General features: G+C 69.2%; 21 protein-coding genes. 10 read left to right on the top strand and 11 right to left on the bottom strand.

Annotated features, from left to right (window positions below):
• Positions 1-14: 14 nt before the first annotated feature.
• Genes C474_RS19530 through C474_RS19515 form a run of 4 tightly spaced genes read right to left on the bottom strand, consistent with a single transcriptional unit; the run spans position 15 to position 2166 of the window.
• Complete coding sequence (locus tag C474_RS19530; RefSeq protein WP_008389894.1) at positions 15-566, bottom strand: PH domain-containing protein; 552 nt, start codon at positions 564-566, stop codon at positions 15-17.
• Entirely contained in the window at positions 563-1225 is a 663-nt protein-coding gene (locus tag C474_RS19525; RefSeq protein ID WP_008389892.1) for a PH domain-containing protein, read from the bottom strand. The genes C474_RS19530 and C474_RS19525 overlap by 4 nt, the downstream gene beginning before the upstream one ends.
• Positions 1226-1270: 45 nt before the next feature.
• Positions 1271-1708, bottom strand: a complete 438-nt coding sequence (locus C474_RS19520) for a DoxX family membrane protein (protein WP_008389890.1) — start codon at positions 1706-1708, stop codon at positions 1271-1273.
• 5 nt (positions 1709-1713) lie between these two features.
• Entirely contained in the window at positions 1714-2166 is a 453-nt protein-coding gene (locus tag C474_RS19515; RefSeq protein ID WP_008389889.1) for a MaoC family dehydratase, read from the bottom strand.
• Between the two features lie 115 nt (positions 2167-2281).
• On the opposite strand from C474_RS19515, the gene C474_RS19510 reads away from it, so the two are divergent.
• From C474_RS19510 to C474_RS19465, 10 genes are all read left to right on the top strand, one after another.
• Positions 2282-2962 carry a hypothetical protein gene (locus tag C474_RS19510; RefSeq protein ID WP_008389888.1) on the top strand — a complete coding sequence of 227 codons (681 nt, stop codon included), beginning with the start codon at positions 2282-2284 and terminating at the stop codon, positions 2960-2962.
• Positions 2963-3023: 61 nt separating this feature from the next.
• Entirely contained in the window at positions 3024-4670 is a 1647-nt protein-coding gene (locus C474_RS22450) for a hypothetical protein (protein ID WP_008389887.1), read from the top strand.
• A 93-nt stretch (positions 4671-4763) separates the two neighbouring features.
• Entirely contained in the window at positions 4764-5900 is a 1137-nt protein-coding gene (locus C474_RS19500; RefSeq protein ID WP_008389886.1) for a YihY/virulence factor BrkB family protein, read from the top strand.
• A 2-nt stretch (positions 5901-5902) separates the two neighbouring features.
• Complete coding sequence (locus tag C474_RS19495) at positions 5903-6751, top strand: HpcH/HpaI aldolase/citrate lyase family protein (protein WP_008389885.1); 849 nt, start codon at positions 5903-5905, stop codon at positions 6749-6751.
• Positions 6752-6955: 204 nt separating this feature from the next.
• On the top strand, positions 6956-8212 hold the full coding sequence (locus tag C474_RS19490; RefSeq protein ID WP_008389884.1) for a Glu/Leu/Phe/Val family dehydrogenase: 1257 nt from the start codon (positions 6956-6958) through the stop codon (positions 8210-8212).
• Positions 8213-8326: 114 nt separating this feature from the next.
• On the top strand, positions 8327-9070 hold the full coding sequence (locus C474_RS19485; RefSeq protein ID WP_008389883.1) for a DICT sensory domain-containing protein: 744 nt from the start codon (positions 8327-8329) through the stop codon (positions 9068-9070).
• A 160-nt stretch (positions 9071-9230) separates the two neighbouring features.
• Entirely contained in the window at positions 9231-10145 is a 915-nt protein-coding gene (gene pyrB, locus C474_RS19480) for an aspartate carbamoyltransferase (RefSeq protein ID WP_008389882.1), read from the top strand.
• On the top strand, positions 10142-10606 hold the full coding sequence (pyrI, locus tag C474_RS19475; RefSeq protein ID WP_008389880.1) for an aspartate carbamoyltransferase regulatory subunit: 465 nt from the start codon (positions 10142-10144) through the stop codon (positions 10604-10606). Before pyrB ends, pyrI begins: the two co-directional genes overlap by 4 nt.
• A gap of 317 nt (positions 10607-10923) precedes the next feature.
• Positions 10924-11802 (top strand): alpha-amylase family protein, encoded by an 879-nt coding sequence (locus tag C474_RS19470; RefSeq protein WP_008389878.1) that lies wholly within the window; start codon positions 10924-10926, stop codon positions 11800-11802.
• A 315-nt stretch (positions 11803-12117) separates the two neighbouring features.
• Positions 12118-12591 (top strand): nucleoside deaminase, encoded by a 474-nt coding sequence (locus C474_RS19465; protein ID WP_008389876.1) that lies wholly within the window; start codon positions 12118-12120, stop codon positions 12589-12591.
• Positions 12592-12606: 15 nt separating this feature from the next.
• Here the strand turns inward: C474_RS19465 and C474_RS19460 are convergent, their stop codons facing one another.
• The 7 genes from C474_RS19460 to C474_RS19435 all read right to left on the bottom strand — a co-directional run bounded on the left by C474_RS19460 (position 12607) and on the right by C474_RS19435 (position 18608).
• A complete protein-coding gene (locus C474_RS19460; protein ID WP_008389875.1) occupies positions 12607-13329 on the bottom strand; it encodes a ThuA domain-containing protein in 723 nt (240 codons plus the stop codon).
• Between the two features lie 119 nt (positions 13330-13448).
• The gene (locus C474_RS22445) at positions 13449-13619 is read right to left on the bottom strand and encodes a hypothetical protein (RefSeq protein ID WP_160166852.1); all 171 of its coding nucleotides are present in this window, start codon (positions 13617-13619) and stop codon (positions 13449-13451) included.
• A 61-nt stretch (positions 13620-13680) separates the two neighbouring features.
• Entirely contained in the window at positions 13681-14496 is an 816-nt protein-coding gene (locus C474_RS19455) for an enoyl-CoA hydratase/isomerase family protein (protein ID WP_008389873.1), read from the bottom strand.
• 64 nt (positions 14497-14560) lie between these two features.
• A complete protein-coding gene (locus C474_RS19450; RefSeq protein ID WP_008389871.1) occupies positions 14561-15613 on the bottom strand; it encodes a mandelate racemase/muconate lactonizing enzyme family protein in 1053 nt (350 codons plus the stop codon).
• The gene (locus tag C474_RS19445) at positions 15613-16563 is read right to left on the bottom strand and encodes a 1,4-dihydroxy-2-naphthoate polyprenyltransferase (RefSeq protein ID WP_049917204.1); all 951 of its coding nucleotides are present in this window, start codon (positions 16561-16563) and stop codon (positions 15613-15615) included. The genes C474_RS19450 and C474_RS19445 overlap by 1 nt, the downstream gene beginning before the upstream one ends.
• A 497-nt stretch (positions 16564-17060) precedes the next feature.
• A complete protein-coding gene (locus C474_RS19440) occupies positions 17061-17978 on the bottom strand; it encodes a 1,4-dihydroxy-2-naphthoyl-CoA synthase (protein WP_008389868.1) in 918 nt (305 codons plus the stop codon).
• Positions 17979-18137: 159 nt separating this feature from the next.
• A complete protein-coding gene (locus tag C474_RS19435; protein WP_049917203.1) occupies positions 18138-18608 on the bottom strand; it encodes a hypothetical protein in 471 nt (156 codons plus the stop codon).
• Positions 18609-18640: the final 32 nt, after the last annotated feature.

Raw genomic sequence — 18640 nt, 5'->3', positions numbered from 1 at the left:
CGAGAGACGGGCGCTCAGCGCCGCGTCTCCAGCGCCGCGCGAATTCCGCGCAGTTCGTCGCGGACGGCGCGCCACTGCTCGACGGTGCCCGGAATCGGGTCGTCGGCGCGGCGGGCGAGGCGGCCCACGAGGTCCGCGGCCCGTCGCGCGTCGCCGACGGCCGACAGCGACAGGTCGCCGCCCCCGGCGATCTCGACGGTGACAGTCCCGTATCCGAGCGCGCCGCCGACCGCGGACCGCCGGTAGGACACGTCCTGTACGCGGTCGAGTTCGAGCGTCGTCACCCGCCGGGCGCGCCGGCCGCGCTTTGCGTACACCGCGCGGTCGGTGACGACGTACTCGGTCGCGTAGACGGGGTAGAGACCGCTCCCGGCGACGAGGACGGCGAGCATGAGCACGGGTACTGCGGAGTACCACGGAAGGCCGAACGCGAGCGGAACCGCGAGCGACGCGAGGGCGACGACGACACCGACTGCCAGTTGCGGGAGGGCGCTGACGAGCACCGGCCCGCCGGTCCACTCGACCGCCTCGTCCGCGTCGAGCGTGACCCACTCGACCGCGCTCATCGCCCGTTCGAGGCGGTCTCGTCCGTGCGTTCGTCCGCGCCGGCCGAGTCGACCGCCCCGGCATCGTCGCTCGGCGTTTCGGCCGACAGTTCGTCCACCGTGCCCGCGTCGTCCGTCTCCGCGTCGCGCGTCGCCGCGTCCGCCGTCGCGCGGTCCGATTCGAGGAGCGTCCGAATCGACCGGAGTTCGGTCACCACCTCGTCGAGGACGGCCGCCTTGCCGGTGTCCTCCTCGCCGGTCCCGGTCGACCGCTTCACGCGTCGGTTGACGAGTTCGGCCACCTCGCGGGGGTTCTCGACGGAGCCGAACCGCATCTCGATGCCCGACCCCCCGGCGGTGCTGATGTCGACGTTCCCGAACCCGACGTAGGAGCCGAGGATACCCTGACTGTAGGAGGTGTTTTGCACCTTGTCGAACCCCACCTTCTGCACGTCGCGCGAGAGGATGCCGGACTTGCGGTAGAGACCGCTCGTCGTGACCACGTAGTGCGTGTTCCGCAGCGAGAGGTACGCCGAGGCGACGATGGGGATGCCGACGAGGACGAGTGAGAGTGGGAGGCCGACGGCGAGGGCGGGGACGATACTCGCGGGGTGCGGCGTGTCCGACCAGACGACCTCCTCGTCGTCATCCAGCGTCAGCCAGTCGAGTTCGGGTTCCATGGACGGCGAGACGAGAGTCGGAGAGATAACCGTTGGGCCGGGGGGTCACGACGCTCCCGTCGAGTCCGCCCGCAGGGCGTCGACCAGCACGGCCCACGCCAGTCCGGCGAGTCCCACGTCCCGGGCGAGTACGTCGCCGAAGGCGCCGTCGAGGACGAGAGCGACGGCGAGGTAGCCGCAGGTGGCGGTGAGCGAGACGGCGGCGACGGCGGCGGCGAACACCGTGTAGCGGTCCGCGAGGATGGCCGCGCCGAATCCGACTTCCAAAACCCCGTTGAGGAGCATGAACGCGACGGGCGAGACGAGAATCCACGGCTCCAGCCAGTCGGTGACGTAGACGGCCCACGCCGCCGGGTCGAGCAGTTTGTGGACGCCCGCGAGGAGGACCATCGCGCCGAGGCTCAGACGCGCCAGCGTGGCGGGGTCCGGGGCGCGGGCGGCCAGCGTCCGGAGTCGGTCCCGCGTCGCGGCGTCTCGGTCCACCGCGGCTACTCCTCCGGGCGTTTCAGCGAGAGCGCCGTCCGGTCGAACTCACAGACCAGGTCGTCGTCTTGGTTGAACGCCTCGACGTGCATCGTGACGATACCGCGTTCGCCGTCGGACGTCTCCCGCTTGTCCGTGACGGTGCTCTGCGCGCGAATAGTGTCGCCGTGGAAGACGGGGTTCGGGTGCTCCACGTCGTCGTAGGAGAGGTTCGCCACGATGGTGCCGTCCGTCGTGTCGGGAATCGAGAGCCCGACGGCCAGCGACAGCGTGTACAGTCCGTTCACGAGTCGCCCGCCGAACCGCGTCTCGCCCGCGAACTCCTCGTCCAGATGCAACGGCTGCTGGTTCATCGTCATGTCGCAGAAACGCTGGTTGTCGGACTCGGAGACGGTCCGGCGCTTCTCGTGAGCGATGGTCTCGCCCACCTCGAACTCCTCGTAGTAGCGTCCGGTCATACGTCTCCATCTCGTCTCTGTCGAAAAACCGTGACGGTCCGGGAGCCGCAAACCCCTTCTCGTCGTCTTCCTAACGAATGGACGAACGGACGGTCGCCGTCCGCCTCAGATACAGATGAACGCGAAATCCGCCTCCGTCCTGCTGGTCGTCGCACTGCTCGGTTCGAGCGCGTTCGTCGGCGGGGTCGCCGGCGCGTCGAACGCGACACTCGACGTCCGACCCTCGGAATCGGACGCCGGGTCGGCGACGTACGCGACGACGATAACCATCGATGAGAGCGACGCGGGTCCGCTGGACTCCTTCGAGATGCATCTCGGCGAGACGGGGACGACCCCGTCGTCGGTTCCGCCGGACTCCGTCGTCGTCGCCGGTATCGACCGAGGCAGCGACCGACCGGGAACCGAAGTCGACGTCTCGGTCCGCGACGACATCGCGGGCGTGAGCGTCAGCGACGGCACCGTCGAAGTGGTCTTCGATGGAACGAGCGACCTCCGCGCGGGCGACCAACTCGTCGTCGTCGTCGAGGGGCTACCGACGCCCGCGCCGGGCGAGTACACCGTCCCGCTGAGCCTCAACGCCCCCGGCGAGCGCACGACGGTGAACGCTACCGCCACCGTCTCCGGGACCGCCGGCGCGACGCCCGCGTCGACAGATGGACCGGGGACGACGACGGAGACCGACGGCGCCGACGCGGTGGCGCTGACCGATTCGCCGGTGCCCGGGTTCGGTCCGGTCGCCGCCGCCGTCGCGGTGCTCGCCGCGGCGGCGTTCGCGGCCCGCACCTCGAGGCGGTGAGCCCGGAACGGGGAAAGAAATAGGGACAAGACACTACCTCGGCCGGCCCCTATGTACGCCCATGAGTACGACCCGCTGTTCGCGCTGTTCGACGGTCGTCCCCGAGACGCGATTCTGCCTGAACTGCCGTGCGACGCTCGATGCGGTCGGAATTCCGGACCGCCACCCAGAGCTCACGAGCCACCTGAGCGACGTCGCCGCGAAGGCGGACCACGAGAGCGTCACCTTCGAGACGCTCCGGTCGAAGCACGACCGATACGACCGGCCGCTGGGCGCGTACCTGTTCGAGGACGAACGACCGCGGTTCGTCCTCACCGTGGACGAACTCGCCGTCGACGGCCCCGACGACGAGACGTGGTCGGTGAACCCCGGCTTCAGAAAACGGGGGCACGCCCTCGTGAGCGACCGGCGGGTGGTCGTCGTCTCGCCGTCCGACCGCGGCGACCAGGTGGGGGCGTTCTCCTTCGACGACGTGGTCGGCGTCGAGACGGGGTCGTCGTGGCTGACGGACACGCTCTCGCTCGAACTGGCCGACGGATCGACGGCGACGCTCTCCGTCGCCGCCCCGGACGAACTCGACGCGGTCGCAGACCGGATGCGCGAACTGGCGCACAGCGTCCACTCGTCGGCCTCGCGGGCCGTCGGCTTCCGCCGCGACCTCGACGCCGCCGTCGCCGACGCGACGGACGCCGAGACGGCGCTCAGGGCGGCGGCCGACCTGTTCGCCGACCGGGACGGGGAGTCGGGAGCCGACCGCTTCGTCGCGGAGGCCGACTCCGCCGAGGAACTGTTCGCGCTCCTCTCGGATTCGACGCTCGTCGGGCCGTCCCCGTCGCGTCGCGCCGACGAGAAGAACGAGGGCGGAACGACTGCGAGCGGCGAGGACGGGACGCCCGCCGACGAGCTAGTCGGTCGGCTTCCGACGGCGCGGGCGCCCCGACTCGACGCCCGACCGCTCGGGCGGAATCTCAAGCGCGCGTTCCGGGAAGGCGACCCGAAGGAGGCCGGCAAGTGGGCCATCGGCGCGGGTATCGCCGGATTTAGCCTCGCCGCCTCCCTGCCGTTCTCGACGGCGGCGGGCCTCGGCGCCATCGCCCTCGGCGGCGCCGCCACCGGCGCGTACGCCAGCGCCAACCCCGACTCGGCCGCCGCGCGCATCGACCCGTTGGAGATGGCCGTCGGCGCGCGGACGCGGGGCCGGCGGTGGGACCGGGAGGGCGGCCCCGGCGGGGCCGCCGCCGGCAACCTCCTCGGCGCGGCCGAACACGTCTTCGACCGGACGAACCCCCCGGCCGAGTACGCCCACTGGTACGCCAACGTCGACCCCGAAGCGATACTCCGCGGGGCCGAGATTGGCGCGCGCGCGGCCGACGCCTCCTCCGAGGTCGGAAACCGGACGACCGGGGCGCTGCTGGGCGGCGGGTTCGGCCTCGCCTACGGCTACAGCGGTCTGGACGCCGACGACGGCGAACTCGAGGAGTTGCTCGACGACGACGACCTGCGGAGCGTGTTACCGTCCGAAGACGTCCTCGGCGGGGTGGAAGACGGCGTCGGCGGCGAGGCGTTCGTCGAGTCGGCCGCCGAACCGGCGGTCGAGAGCGACGCCGAGGACGCGGCGGACGGAGGCGGAACGGGCGACGGCGACGGTGGAGACGACTCCACCGGCGACGGTGACGGTTCGCCGTCCCGAGACGGCAGCGGCGAGTAAGTCCGGAGCACACCGCTTTCGTCGGAGCCTATCCGGACTGAGCCTCGAACGGTCCGACGACGGGCGGCCACACGCAACTTAACGGGAGGCGCCGTGACGGGAGACGTGCTCAGCGTCTCCGACGTGGCGGCGACCGCCAAGGCGGTCTTCTCGGAGTTTTCCGAACAGAACGTCACGCTCATCGCCGCCGGTATCGCGTACAACGCGTTCGCCTCGCTCGCGCCGCTGTTGCTCCTGTTGCTTCTCGTCGTCAGCCTCCTCGGCGGCGGTCTGGAGGCCCGACTCGTTGACGTCGCTCGACAGTCGCTCCCCGGACCCATCGCGGACGTCGTCGTCCGGATATTCGAGGGGAACTCGGCGGCCGCGAGCGCGTCGTTCGTCGGATTGGTCGTTCTGGTGTGGGGATCGCTGAAGATATTTCGCGGTCTCGACACGGCGTTCTCCGAGATCTACGGGACGGAGGCGGAGAACACCGTCGGCGACCAACTGAAAGACGGCGCCGTCGTCCTCGTCGGCCTCGCGACGGCCGGCGCCAGCGCCGTCTTCGCCGCCCTCTCCGATACGGTTCCCGGTATCGGACTCCTCACGCCCCTCGCGTTGGTGTTCGGCCTCGTCCTCGCGTTCTTCCCGATGTACTACGTGTTCCCCGACACCGAACTCGACTGGCGGCAGGTGGTTCCGGGAGTCGCGTTCTCGGCGGTCGGGTGGGCGGCCCTCCAGTCGCTCTTTCAGGTCTACCTCGTGTTCAAGGGCGGCGGGTCGGCGAACATGTTCGGAGGCATCGTCCTCGTCGTGACGTGGCTGTACTTCTCCGGACTCGTTCTCCTGTTGGGGGCGGTCGTCAACGCCGTGGTCAGCGGTCACGCGCCGGGCGTCGCGGACGAGAACGGCGGGCGGTCACAGGGCCGAACGTTGGAGCGGAGGGAGACGCTGGACGGGGAGGAACTCGCGCGGTATCTCCGGACCCTCCGCGAGAGTATCGCGGGCCGCGACGGCGTCGGCCGCGGGACGGCGCGTCGGGGTCTCGACCGGACGCCGATGCCGAACTCGCCGAGTACGCCGCGACCGACGGCGACGAGGTGGAGCGAACGGTCGTCCTCCGGTGGCGGCGCCCCGCCGAGGACGGTGGAGACGCCGCGGACGACTGATTACCGTCGCCCCGGACGGTCCGACGACGGGGCGACCGGACAGTGGCGGTACAGTTTCAAGCCGCCGCCGCGCCTAGCGTGAGTATGGCACGACGAAGCCTCCTCTTCTCGCCCGGCGACCGGCCGGAGTTGATGCGCAAAGCGCCGACCGCGGGTGCGGACGTGGTCTGCTTCGACCTCGAAGACGCCGTCGCGCCGACAAAGAAGGACGACGCGCGCGCCGCCGTCCGCGAGGTGCTGTCGGACCCCTCGTTCGACTCCGACGCGGAAGTCGTCGTCCGCGTCGCCGCCGAGACGGCGGCCGACGACTTGGACGGGGTCGTAGGTTCCGACGGCGACGCGGACGTCCGTCTGGACGCGGTCATGCTCTCTAAAACCGGCTTCCCGGAGGACGTCCGGGACCTCGACGACGAACTCGCCGCCCGGGGGCTAGCGCTGCCCGTGTTCGCCCTCGTTGAGACGGCGCGCGGCGTGTTGAACGCGCCCGACATCGCCGCCGCGGGCCCGACGACGGCGCTGGTCTTCGGCGCGGAGGACCTGGCCGCCGACGTGGGCGCGACGCGGACGGCCGAGGGAACCGAAGTGCTGTACGCCCGCGAACGGGTCGTCCTCGCCGCCGCCGCCGAGGGCGTCGACGCCATCGATACCGTCTACACCGACTTCGAAGACGAGGACGGGTTGCGGGCGGAGACGGCGTTCGCGGGAACCCTCGGCTACGACGGCAAGATGGCCATCCACCCCGCGCAGGTGCCCGTCATCAACGAATCGTTTACGCCGTCGCCCGAACGGGTCGAGTGGGCGCGGAAGGTGCTCCGCGCCCGCGAGGAGGCCGACGCGTCGGAGGCGGGCGTGTTCCGCGTCGACGGCGAGATGATTGACGCCCCCCTCGTCGCCCAGGCGGAGCGAATCCTCGAACGCGCCGGCGAACGCTGAGGCCACCGACACACCCCCGACCACTCTGGCGGCCCGTCGCCATCGTTGCTCGCGAGGTGGCGCACGAACGCTGGGGCGTCTGACCCTGACTCGCCCGCCCGCGCGGTGTTTCCGGTCGGCCGAAACTCCCCCGAAACGACAGTTTCGCGTTCTGTTGACATTTGCTTCGCCAGAGTTAACAGCGTCTCGGTGAGTGCGGTACGTATGAACGAGGAGGCGAACCCCTTCGAGAGTTTGCAGGAGCAGATAGACGACGCCGCGGCGCACCTCGACGTCGACGAGGACGTCATCGAGCGGTTGAAACACCCCGAACGGGTGCTCGAACTGAACCTCTCGGTGGATTTGGACGACGGGTCGCGAGAACGGTTCCGAGCGTTCCGCTCGCAGTTCAACGGCGACCGGGGGCCGTACAAAGGCGGAATTCGTTATCACCCGAACGTCTCCCGCGACGAGGTGAAGGCGCTCTCGGGGTGGATGGTGTACAAGTGCGCCGTCGTCGACATCCCCTACGGCGGCGGGAAGGGCGGCGTCGTCATCGACCCGAAGGAGTACTCGGCGGCCGAACTCGAACGCGTCACGCGGTCGTTCGCCACTGAACTCCGGCCCATCATCGGCCCGGACGAGGACATCCCCGCGCCCGACGTGAACACGGGTCAGCGGGAGATGAACTGGATAAAGGACACCTACGAGAAACTCGAACACACGACGGCGCCGGGCGTCGTCACCGGGAAGGCCATCTCCTCGGGGGGGAGCGAGGGTCGCGTCGAGGCCACCGGTCGGTCGACGATGCTCACCGCCCGCGAGGCGTTCGACTACCTCGACATGGAGATGGAGGGCGCCACCGTCGCCGTGCAGGGGTACGGCAACGCGGGGTCCATCGCGGCGACGCTTCTCGAAGACATCGGCGCCGACGTCGTCGCCGTCTCCGACTCCAGCGGTGCGGTGTACAACGAGAACGGATTCGACACGCGGGCGGTCAAGGAGTTCAAGCGGGAGACGGGGAGCGTCTCGGGCTACGACGGGGCCGGAGAGGAGTTCTCGAACGACGACCTGCTCACCCTCGACGTGGACCTGCTCGTCCCGGCGGCGTTGGAGAACGCCATCGACGGCGAACTCGCCGAGGACGTGCGGGCCGACGTGGTAGTCGAGGCGGCGAACGGACCCCTCACGCCCGACGCCGACGACGTCCTCACCGAACGCGACGTCTCCGTCTTCCCCGACATCCTCGCGAACGCCGGGGGCGTCACCGTCTCCTACTTCGAGTGGGTGCAGAACCGACAGCGATTCACCTGGACCGAAGAGCGCGTCAACGACGAACTCGAACGCGTCATCACCGAAGCGTTCGACACCCTCGTCGAGGCCTACGAGACGCACGACCTGCCGAACTTCCGAACCGCCGCCTACGTCGTCGCCATCCGCCGCGTCGTCGACGCCTACGCCGACAACGGGAACTGGCCCTGAACCGGCAGTAGGCGGCTTATAATCCGGAGATTGACGCCGGATATTTCTCTGCAGAGATATTTGTTTACGTTCCTCTCGAGCAAGAATTATATGGTGTTACTCTAAATTGCGAGTATGTCCCTTACTGAACTCATTGCCGACGTCGAGAACAGCGAGAAGACGCTCGTGGTCCACAACGCCGACGAGTCGACGGTCGATTCGGTGGCCGAGCGGTTCGCCGACCGTAACGTGAACGTGACGACGGCGTCCACGGAGTCGGATCCACCCGACTACGTCGTCCTCTCGGAGGGAGAACGGGTGCTCTCGGCCACCTCGCTCGCCGAAATCGTCCCCGACGGCGGCCGGTCGCGGACGCCGGGGTTCGACTCCGAACCCTACAAGCTGATACTGGACGAGTTGGACGAGACGCTGTTTACCTCCTACGACGGGAGGCAGATGCTCGCCGCCTCGCGGGAGATAGAGGACCGCGCGTGGCGCGCCGGGAAGGGAACGCTGTACGCCGGCTTCCAGCGGTACTCGATTCTGGAGCGACAGCTTCCGGTGTACGAGCAGTTGGGGACGAAACCCGGCCTCGACGTGGCCGCCTTCGCCGTCCCGGACGCCGAACTCTCGGACCACGAGGAGACGTTCGACGTCCACCCCGAACGCGCCGACGAGATTCGCAGCACCTGGTTCGTCGCCTTCGACGGCGGCGGCGACGAGGAGTCCAAGTGCGCGCTCCTCGCCGAGGAGCGCGAACCCCGCCGATTCTACGGCTTCTGGACGTACGATCCGGGGACGGTCGACGACGTCTTCGACCACCTCGGAGAGACCTACCTCGACGGACGGTCGGACGAGCGCCCCGCCGCCGGGTGCTGAGGACGGGGCACGTCGGACGACTCTGACCGCTTCCCGCGATTCGCGACGTCCGAGCCCCTTATCAGACCTCGGCGAGGGGACAGGTATGCACGTTCGTGTGTTTTTCTACCGTCATTCGAAGCCGAGCGATTCAAGTCGGTCCCATACGCGCTATCCGACGATGCGTCAGGACCACCTCATCTCCGCGTCGCAACTGTCGCGGGACGACGTCGAGGCGGTGCTCGACCGCGCGGCGGATATCGACGCCGACCCGGAGGCGTGGCGCCAACGGCGCGCCGGGTCGGTGCTCGGTCTGTGTTTCTTCGAACCCAGCACCCGCACGCGGATGAGCTTCGACACCGCGATGAAGCGGTTGGGCGGCAGAACCGTCGACATGGGACCCGTCGACTCCACGTCGGTCAAGAAGGGCGAGAGTTTAGCCGACACCGCCCGCGTCGTCGAGGGGTACGCGGACGCCATCGTCCTCAGACACCCCTTGGAAGGCGCGGCGAAGATGGCCTCCGAGTTCGTGGACGTACCCGTCATCAACGCGGGCGACGGGGCGGGCCAACACCCCACGCAGACGCTGCTCGACCTCTACACCATCCGGGAGAACGCGGGCCTCGACGACCTCACCATCGGCGTCATGGGCGACCTGAAGTACGGCCGGACGGTCCACTCGCTGGCCGAGATGCTGACCAACTTCGAGAGCCGCCAGCACTTCATCAGCCCCGAGAGCCTGCGTCTGCCCCGCAGCGTCCGCTACGACCTGCACGCCTCGGGCGCGCAGGTCCGCGAGCACACCGAGTTGTCCGAGGTCCTGCCCCAACTCGACGTGCTGTACGTGACGCGCATCCAGCGCGAGCGCTTCCCCGACGAGAACGAGTACCGGAAGGTCGCTGGCCAGTACCAGATCGGACCCGAGGACCTCGCCGACGCCAAGGACTCGCTGACCGTGATGCATCCCCTGCCCCGCGTCGACGAAATCGCCCCCGAGGTGGACGAGACGCCGCACGCGAAGTACTTCGAGCAGGCGCACAACGCCGTCCCCGTCAGGATGGCGCTCTTGGACATGCTGCTGGAGGGAGGAGAATGAGCGAGAAGGAACTCCGCGTCTCGAAGATACGCGACGGCACCGTCATCGACCACCTCGCCGCCGGACAGGCGCTGAACGTCCTCGCCATCCTCGGCATCGACGGGTCGGGCGGCGAGGGCGTCTCCATCGGGATGAACATCCCCTCGGACCGACTCGCCCGTAAGGACATCGTGAAGGTCGAGGGAAGAGAGTTGAGCCAATCGGAGGTGGACGTGCTGTCGGTCATCTCCCCGGAGGCGACCATCAACATCATCCGCGACTACGAAGTGGTCGACAAGAAACGCGTCGAGCGACCCGAGGAGGTGACCGGCGTCGTCTCCTGTCCGAACCGCAACTGCATCACGAACGCCGACGAACCGGTCGCCTCGCGGTTCGAGGTGCTCTCGGACGGCCTCCGCTGCGGCTACTGCGGCGATATCGTCCGCGAGGGCGAGGTGGCCGAGAACCTCGACGTCTCCTGAGGCACCGCCCGAAGCCGCCGCCGAACCCCGCGACGGCGAGGGGAACGCATTTGTACCGAACCTCCGTACTGCCGAGTATGTCCGGAAAAGCAAAACTGCTCGTGGTGCTCGCATTGGTCGCAGTCGTCTACGTTCTCGCCTCCGGCGGGAGCGAACCCATCGAAGTCGAAGTCGACGAGTAACCTCCGTCGCCGCGCCGTCCGGTGCCGCGTCGGCACCGCGTGCGCGATTCGACCCTCGTTTCTCCGGGTCGCCGGCCGACCAGCGACGGCGCCAGGAGCGAACGACTCATGCCGCTCGCTCGGTAACGTCCGGTCATGTACGGCGTCGTCACGCGTAACCCGGACGAGGTGGAGTGGCCCGACTTCGACCGGGCGTTCTACGAGGTCAAAGACGTCACCGGTCGGGCGGCCGAACCCCTCCCCGAAGCGGTGAACATGGTGTCGTGCTTCGGCGATACGGCCGCCGCGGACGACAACCCCGAACTCGTCCCCGTCGACGACGAGGGAAATCTCGCCACCCGCGACCAGCGGTTCTTCGACTGGGCGTACATCTGCCCGACGAACGAGGACTACCGCGCGGGCCTGCTCGAAATCGTCGCGGACTGCGCCGCCGAGAACCCGGACGTCCGGTTGGACGACGTGGGCTTTCCCCGCGACGGGTACTGTCACTGCGACCGCTGCGAGCGACTGTTCGCCGAGTGGGTCGCGGAGAACGACGCCGACGGCGACGAGGACGACTGGTACGCGTGGCGCGCGGAGGTCATCACCGGGTTCGTCGCCGAGGCGGCCGAGCGAATCCCCGGGCGGACCTACCTCACGCTGTACCCCGACCCCTACCCAGGCCACCTCTACGAGCGGGCCGGCCTCGATATCGAAGCGCTCGCCGAGCACGTCGACGAGTTCGTCGTCCCCCTGTACGACGTTCACTACGGGACGACCTACTGGTTGGAGACCATCGCGAAGGGCTTCCGGTCGCTCCTCGAACCGCTCGACGTGCCGTTCGCGATCGAGTTGTACGCCGTCGACGCCGAGATGGAGATGGACGACCTCATCCACGCGACGGAGGTGGCCGAGGCCTACGCGGACGAGGTCTACTTCGGGTACGACGCCTCGAACGCCGCCGCCGCCCTCCGACGAAAGCGCGCCGACCAGCAGGAGGGCGTCACCCACCGACCGGGCGACGGGGAGGACTGAGCGTCGGGCGACGGGGAGGACTGAGCGTCGGGCGACGGGGAGGGCGGCGGGACCGCCCCGACGCCGTCAGATTGCCCCCGAGAGGAACGCGATGACGACGAAGCCGGTGACGAACACGAGGAAGGCGACGACGAAGAGGCCGAGCATGAACCTCCGCTGCCCCGATGTCGGGTCTGCCATAGTCGTTCGGTAGGGCGCGGTCGATTTATACTACCCGCCGACGCCGTGAGGGTCGGCCGCGGACGCGCACTCTAACCCCCCGTCGCGCGGCGTCGATGGGGACGCTTCTTGCCGCGCGGGGACGAATCCCCGACGATGTCCGACTTGGATTCGCTCGACCACGAGCGCTACGTCGAGGAGGCGATAGCCCTCGCGCGCGAGGCCGGCGCCCGCGGCGACGGACCGTACGGGTCGCTGCTCGTCGTCGACGACGCCGTCGTGATGGAGGAGACGAACCGCGAACGGACGGAAGACGACCTGGCGCTCCACCCGGAACTCACCGTCGCCCGGCGGATGGCGCGCGAACTCGCTCCCGAAGAGCGCGAACGGGCGGTGCTGTACACGAGTACCGAGCCCTGCCCGATGTGTTCGGGCGGGCTCTCGATATCGAACCTCGGTGCCGTCGTCTACAGCGTCTCGGGGGCCCGCGCCGCCGAGGAGTTCGGCGGGAGCGAGGGCGTCCCGTGCGGCGAGGTGTTCGAGCGACGGGGGCGCGACGTCGACGTGGTCGGTCCCGTCCTCGAAGCCGAGGGCCTCGCCGTCCACCGCGAGTTTCGGGACGGGGACTGAACCCGACGCGCCCGTTCAGACGTCTTCGAGCGGGTCCGCGTTGCCGAAGAACGGCTCCGGACCGTCCGAGGGGGCGGCCCACTCGGCGGCGTTGGCGAGGACGTCGCGGATGTCGTCGCGGTAGTAGATGGGGTACGTCTCGTGGCCCGGGCGGAAGTAGAACACCTTGCCCGACCCGCGGTTGTAACAGCACCCGGAGCGGAACACCTCCCCGCCCTCGAACCAACTCGTGAAGACCAGTTCGTCCGGCGCGGGCACGTCGAAGCGCTCCCCGTACATCTCGGCCTCGGGTACCTCGATGTGCTCGGGGAGTCCGGACGCGATGGGGTGGCCCGGTTCGACGACCCAGATGCGCTCTTTCTCGTCCGCCTCGCGCCACTTCAGCGCACAGGAGGTTCCCATGAGGCGCTTGAACGGCTTGGAGTAGTGCCCCGAGTGGAGGACTAAGAGGCCCATTCCATCGCGGACCCGTTCGACGACCCGGTCGACGACGTGGTCGGACACCTCCTCGTGGGCGCGGTGTCCCCACCACGTCAGCACGTCCGTGTCTTTCAATACGCCCTCCGAGAGGCCGTGCTCGGGGTCGTCGAGCGTCGCCGTCCGGGTCTCGAACCCGCGCTCTTCGAAGCCCTCGGCGACGGCCGCGTGGATGCCGTCGGGGTACACCTCGGCCACCTCGTCGCTGTCGCGTTCGTGCCGGTACTCGTTCCAGACCGTGACGGAGAGGTTCTCGCTCACGGCGCCTCCGACACGCGGACCGACCAAGTAGTCACCGCTCCGCGTCAGTCTCACGCGCGAACCGATCCTTCGACTGCCGTGTGGGTATCAGAAACGATTCCGTCCCTCCCCTCGTTTCTTCAGTTCGGGCGTCCGTTCGACCGCAACTTCGCGGACGACCGGAACCCGAGATACGTCTTTCGGACGCCGGCGTTCGCGGTCATCACCGTCAATCCGGCGACGTAAACGACGCTGAGGAGGAGTATGTGTGCGAGGTCGATGCCGAACGCGGCCCACTCTCGGATGCTCATACCGGATACATCACGTCGGGGGGTAAAAGCCTCCCCCGTAAAATATCAAATTTGATTTTGTCTACTGCTCGTCGAACTCGGGGTCCCGGCGTTCGAGGAAGGCGTCGACGCCCTCTTCGTGGTCGTCGGTGGCGAACAGCGACGCCTGCGCCGCCGCCTCGTGTTCGATAGCGGTGTCGAGCGATACCTCGAAGCCGCGCCGGAGGAGGCGTTTGGAGGTCCGCAGGGCCGCCGTCGGTCCGGCGGCGAGTTCGCCGACGAAGGAGTCGAAGGCGTCCCCGAACGCCTCCCCGTCCTCGTCCTCCGAACCGAACACGCGGTTCGCTAATCCGAGGTCCGCGGCGCGTTCGGCGTCGAGCACCTCCCCCGTGTAGACGAGTTCCTTGGCGACGCCCGCTCCGACCTCTCTGGGGAGGAGATAGGAGACGCCCGAGTCGACGGCGAGACCGAGTTGTTCGAACCCGAAGCCGATTCGTCCCTCCGGCGAGAACACGCGCAGGTCGCAGGCGAGGGCGAGTGCGCCGCCCGCGCCGATGGCCGGTCCGTCCACCTTCGCGACGGTCGGGAACTGGCAGTCGTGGACGCATTTTACCGCGCCGGCCGTGTCGTCGATGATGTGCCGGACCGTCTCCTCCATCGACCGGTCGCCCGCGCGCACTTCCATCATCGCGTTGATGTCGCCGCCGGCGCAGAACGCCCCGCCGGCGCCTTCGAGGACGACGCACTGGGTGTCGTCGTCGAGCGAGTCGAACGCGTCGCGGAGGCCGGCGGTTACGTCCTCCGTCAGCGCGTTCCGCACGTCCGGCCTGTCGAGCGTCACGGTCACCACACCCGCTTCCCGAACCACGGACACCGAGTTGTCAGTTTCTTCCGCCATGCGACGGTGGACGCGCGCGGCGCACAAAAGCTCACGGTCGACCGCACGGGTTCGGAGCCAGCGGTCAGTACAGCGAGGCGAGCGAGTCGCCCGCCAGTCCCGGACCGTCCGGCACCGCCATCGCGCCGTCACGGACGGGCGCCGGGTCGGGGGCGAGGTCCTCCGCCAGCAGCGACCCCGTGGCGAGGCCGCACGCCCGGACGCCGGGGACGGCGGCGGCGACGTGGAGGGCGCCGAGGCGGGCGACGACGCCGTCGAGGGTCGTCGTGACCGCCGCGTCCGCGCCGGCGTCGCGGGCCGCCCGCGCCGACGCCAGCGCCCGGTCCGGGCCGCCCAGCGCCATCGGTTTGAGAACGAGCACGTCGGCAGCGTCGGCCGCGAGCACCTCGCGCGCCGAGTGGGACGCCAGCGACTCGTCGACGCCGACGCCGACGCCGCGCCCGCGGAGGGACGCGAGGCCCGACAGGTCCTCGGCGGGGAGCGGTTGCTCGACGTAGGCGAACCCGAGGTCGGCGGCCGAATCGAGCATCGCTCCGGCCGTCTCTCGGTCCCACGCGCCGTTGGCGTCCGCGCGGAGTTCGGCGTCCGGCGCGGCGTCGCGGGCCGCGCGCAGGCGCCTCTCGTCCTCGGCGGCGTCCCGCGCGCCGACCTTGATCTTCACCGCGTCGAACCCCTCCTCGACGGCGTCGCGCGTCGCCGTCGCCGTCTCCGCGGGCGTCCCGTCGCCGACGGTGGCGTTCACGGGGACGGCGTCGGCCGCCGCCGAGTCGGAGTCGAACGGCCCCTCGGCCGCGAGGCGGTCGCAGAGTCGCTCGTCCGCCGCGCGAGCGTCGGCGTCCGCGCGAGCGAGCGAGACGCCGTGCCTCGCGGCGGGCGTCGTCGCGTCCGGAGTCCCGCCGTCGAGCGCGGCCCGGCAGTCGTCGATCGATTCGGTCCACCCCGGCAGCGGCGTCGCTTCACCCAGTCCCGCCGCGGGTCGGTCGCGGTCGTCACGGTCGTCGTCGGTATCGTCCTTCTCGGCGTTGACGCGGACGAGGAACCCCTCGCGCGCCTCGATGGGGCCGTTGGCGGTCTCCAGCGGGTCGGTCAGTCGAAGAGAGAACTGTTCGAGGCGCATCAGAGCGGGAACTCCGCGAACGAGAGGCCGATTCCGAACAGCAGCGAGTGCGCGAACAGCAGTTTCCCCGTCCGTTCGAGCGCCGGGTTCAGCGCCGCGCCCGACGTCTCGGTGAACACCGTCCGCGCGACCGAGAGCGCGTACGGGAGCGTGAGCAGGGGGAGGAGGACGGCGACGCCGAACCCCTCCCGCACGAGGAACCAGAGCGGGACGGCGTACGCGAGGACGAGCATGGCGGCGTACTCCGCGCGGGAGAAGCCGTAGCCGAAGCGGACGGCGAGCGTCCGCTTTCCGGTCGTGGCGTCCTCCTCTTTGTCGCGGACGTTGTTCACGACGAGGATGTTCGTGCAGACGCCGGCGACGGCGAGGGAGGCGACGAACGCCTCGAGGGTGACCGTGTTCGCCGGGAGGCCGACGGTCAGCGGGTTCGCGAGGGCGGCGGCCGCCTGCACGTAGTACGTGCCGGTGACGGCCACGACGCCGAAGAACAGAAAGACGAACGCGTCGCCGAGGCCGTGGTAGCCGAGGGGGTACGGCCCGCCGGTGTAGGCGATGCCGGAGGCGACGGAGACGAGGCCGACGACGAGGATGGGGACGCCGCCGACGTAGACGAGGTAGGTGCCGAGGGCGACGGCGGCGGCGAACGTGAGATACATCGCGCGCTTGACCTCCGCGGGTTCGATGAGGCCGCCCGCGGTGACGCGGGTGAACCCCTCCCGGTTCTCGGTGTCGGCCCCCTGCGCGGCGTCGTAGTAGTCGTTGGCGAAGTTCGTCCCGACCTGGATGAGCGCCGACCCGAGGAAGGCGGCGAGCGCCGGGAGCGCCGCGAACACGCCGTCGTGGAACGCCAGACCGACGCCGACGAGGATGGGCGCCGCGGCGGCGGGCAGCGTCTGCGGGCGCGCGGCCATCACCCACGCCTTCGTCCGCGAGATGTCCTGCGTACTCATTTCTCTCAACTGAGGGCGGCGCGGGCGTCAAAGTTCGGTTTCCCGACGGACGCGGGCGGCCCGGGGCGAGTGGGGGTGAAGAGCGGGGGGACGCGCCCTGTCAATCCGAACAACGTTCTTTATTAAATGGGGTTGCTCCGAGAGAGGATAGTCTCCAAAAACTACTTATTCATGGGACCCGTTACCCCAGGTGTGGTTCGCCAGGTGAGTCTCGCGGCCTCACTCTCCGCGACGGCACACCCTTCCACCACGTAACGACCGAGAGCGACTGGTTCTGCGGCGTCGAGTCTCGAAATTTGACCGTTGAGCGACAGCGTAGAGTTGACGACAGACTACAGCCGACGAATGGCCCTGCGGGTCAGAGATGGCAGTGCAGTAGGGCGAGCACACCCCACCACGACGAGCGAACGCAGTGAGCGAGTCGCGGCATCTTTTTGGTCGAGCTTTTTGCGATGAGTGGTGCGCCGCAGGCGCACCCGAATCTGCAAAAAGGTCGGTTAGTAGAACCAGGGATGCTCCGAGAAGTCCGGGTCGCGCTTCTCTAAGAAGGCGTCCCGCCCCTCCTGTGCCTCCTCGGTCATGTAGCCCAGCCGGGTGGCCTCGCCCGCGAACACCTGTTGTCCCACGAGGCCGTCGTCGGTCATGTTGAAGGCGTACTTCAGCATCCGCATCGCCATCGGCGACTTGTTCGTCATCTCCTCGGCCCACTCGAGGGCGACGGTTTCGAGGTCGTCGTGCGGGATGGCCTCGTTCGCCATGCCCATGTCGACGGCCTCCTCCGCGGAGTAGGTCTTCCCCCGGAAGAACACCTCGCGGGCCTTCTTCTGGCCGACCTGCTTGGCGAGATAGGCCGACCCGAACCCGGCGTCGAAGGACGCCACGTCGGGGTCCGTCTGGAGGAACTTCGCGTGCTCCTCGGAGGCGAGCGTCAGGTCGCAGACGACGTGCAGGGAGTGGCCGCCGCCGACGGCCCACCCGGGGACGACGGCGACGACGGGTTTCGGCATGAACCGGATGAGACGCTGGACTTCGAGGACGTGCAGGCGGCCGGCCTTCGCCTCGCGGACGAGTTCGTCCTCGCCCTCGTCGGCCTCGTCGTCGTCGCGGTACTCGTAGCCGGACCCGCCGCGGACCGACTGGTCGCCGCCGGCGCAGAACGCCCACCCGCCGTCCTTCTCGGAGGGGCCGTTGCCGGTGAGGAGGACGCACCCGATATCGGCCCGCTTGCGGGCGTGGTCGAGGGCCGCGTACAGTTCGTCGACGGTGCCCGGGCGGAACGCGTTGCGCTTCTCCGGTCGGTCGAAGGCGATGCGGACGGCGGGAACGTCCGCCGCTTCGTGGTAGGTGATGTCGTCGAACTCCGAGGAGCCGTCGACCGGTTCCCAGCGGTCGGCGTCGAAGATATCAGAGACCATACCGACGAGGGGGCCGGTGCGCGCAAAAAGATTCCCACCTTTCGCGCTACGGACTGCCGGAGGCTGCCCTCGGCAAAAGCTGGACCAGAAGCCTCATCGCTCCCGTCGGTCGCTTCTCGGTCCGCTCGCGCACTGCGGTCGCTCGCGGCGTCGTGAGACTCAGAGCCGACGCGCCGACTCGACGCCGTTCGCGACGAACGGGAACGTCAGGACGGCGACGGCGCCGACGGCGCCGCCGGCGACGATGGCGAGGGCGAGACCGGACGGCGTCGACTCGAACAGGCCGGAGCCGATGACGCCGTAGACGGCGGCGACGTAGGCGAGGTTGTACCACACGGTGCGGACGGCGGCGTAGAACAGCGAGAACGGCGGCCACCCGGGGCCGAACGCGAGGCTCCCGTTCCGGAAGGCGGCGACGCCGAACGAGAGGGTGACGGCCGCCCCCAGCGCCGCCGAGGGCGTGAGAAGGCCCCCGGAGAAGAGGACGCCGACGAGGGCCGGGAGTCCGAGCACCGTCGCCTCGGCGGTGCCGTCGAACAGGTTCTCCAGCCACCGGCCGAGTTCGTCGTTCTCCTCGCGGGCGCGGACCTGTCTCGCCTCCGTCTCGGGGTCGGTGGCGCCTCGTGACATATCCCGTAGGTGGGCGTGGGGGGTCAAAAGCG

The organism is Halogeometricum pallidum JCM 14848, assembly GCF_000337095.1.
In the GTDB taxonomy this organism is placed as follows: Archaea; Halobacteriota; Halobacteria; order Halobacteriales; family Haloferacaceae; genus Halogeometricum; species Halogeometricum pallidum.
This window is presented reverse-complemented; position numbering and strand designations above follow the sequence as displayed.

Bases quoted from the DNA above. Each gene is read 5' to 3' on its own strand.
- C474_RS19530 (WP_008389894.1), bottom strand. From the start codon at position 566: ATGAGCGCGGTCGAGTGGGTCACGCTCGACGCGGACGAGGCGGTCGAG.
- C474_RS19525 (WP_008389892.1), bottom strand. From the start codon at position 1,225: ATGGAACCCGAACTCGACTGGCTGACGCTGGATGACGACGAGGAGGTC.
- C474_RS19515 (WP_008389889.1), bottom strand. From the start codon at position 2,166: ATGACCGGACGCTACTACGAGGAGTTCGAGGTGGGCGAGACCATCGCT.
- C474_RS19510 (WP_008389888.1), top strand. From the start codon at position 2,282: ATGAACGCGAAATCCGCCTCCGTCCTGCTGGTCGTCGCACTGCTCGGT.
- C474_RS22450 (WP_008389887.1), top strand. From the start codon at position 3,024: ATGAGTACGACCCGCTGTTCGCGCTGTTCGACGGTCGTCCCCGAGACG.
- C474_RS19495 (WP_008389885.1), top strand. From the start codon at position 5,903: ATGGCACGACGAAGCCTCCTCTTCTCGCCCGGCGACCGGCCGGAGTTG.
- C474_RS19490 (WP_008389884.1), top strand. From the start codon at position 6,956: ATGAACGAGGAGGCGAACCCCTTCGAGAGTTTGCAGGAGCAGATAGAC.
- C474_RS19485 (WP_008389883.1), top strand. From the start codon at position 8,327: ATGTCCCTTACTGAACTCATTGCCGACGTCGAGAACAGCGAGAAGACG.
- pyrB (WP_008389882.1), top strand. From the start codon at position 9,231: ATGCGTCAGGACCACCTCATCTCCGCGTCGCAACTGTCGCGGGACGAC.
- pyrI (WP_008389880.1), top strand. From the start codon at position 10,142: ATGAGCGAGAAGGAACTCCGCGTCTCGAAGATACGCGACGGCACCGTC.
- C474_RS19470 (WP_008389878.1), top strand. From the start codon at position 10,924: ATGTACGGCGTCGTCACGCGTAACCCGGACGAGGTGGAGTGGCCCGAC.
- C474_RS19465 (WP_008389876.1), top strand. From the start codon at position 12,118: ATGTCCGACTTGGATTCGCTCGACCACGAGCGCTACGTCGAGGAGGCG.
- C474_RS22445 (WP_160166852.1), bottom strand. From the start codon at position 13,619: ATGAGCATCCGAGAGTGGGCCGCGTTCGGCATCGACCTCGCACACATA.
- C474_RS19455 (WP_008389873.1), bottom strand. From the start codon at position 14,496: ATGGCGGAAGAAACTGACAACTCGGTGTCCGTGGTTCGGGAAGCGGGT.
- C474_RS19450 (WP_008389871.1), bottom strand. From the start codon at position 15,613: ATGCGCCTCGAACAGTTCTCTCTTCGACTGACCGACCCGCTGGAGACC.
- C474_RS19445 (WP_049917204.1), bottom strand. From the start codon at position 16,563: ATGAGTACGCAGGACATCTCGCGGACGAAGGCGTGGGTGATGGCCGCG.
- C474_RS19440 (WP_008389868.1), bottom strand. From the start codon at position 17,978: ATGGTCTCTGATATCTTCGACGCCGACCGCTGGGAACCGGTCGACGGC.
- C474_RS19435 (WP_049917203.1), bottom strand. From the start codon at position 18,608: ATGTCACGAGGCGCCACCGACCCCGAGACGGAGGCGAGACAGGTCCGC.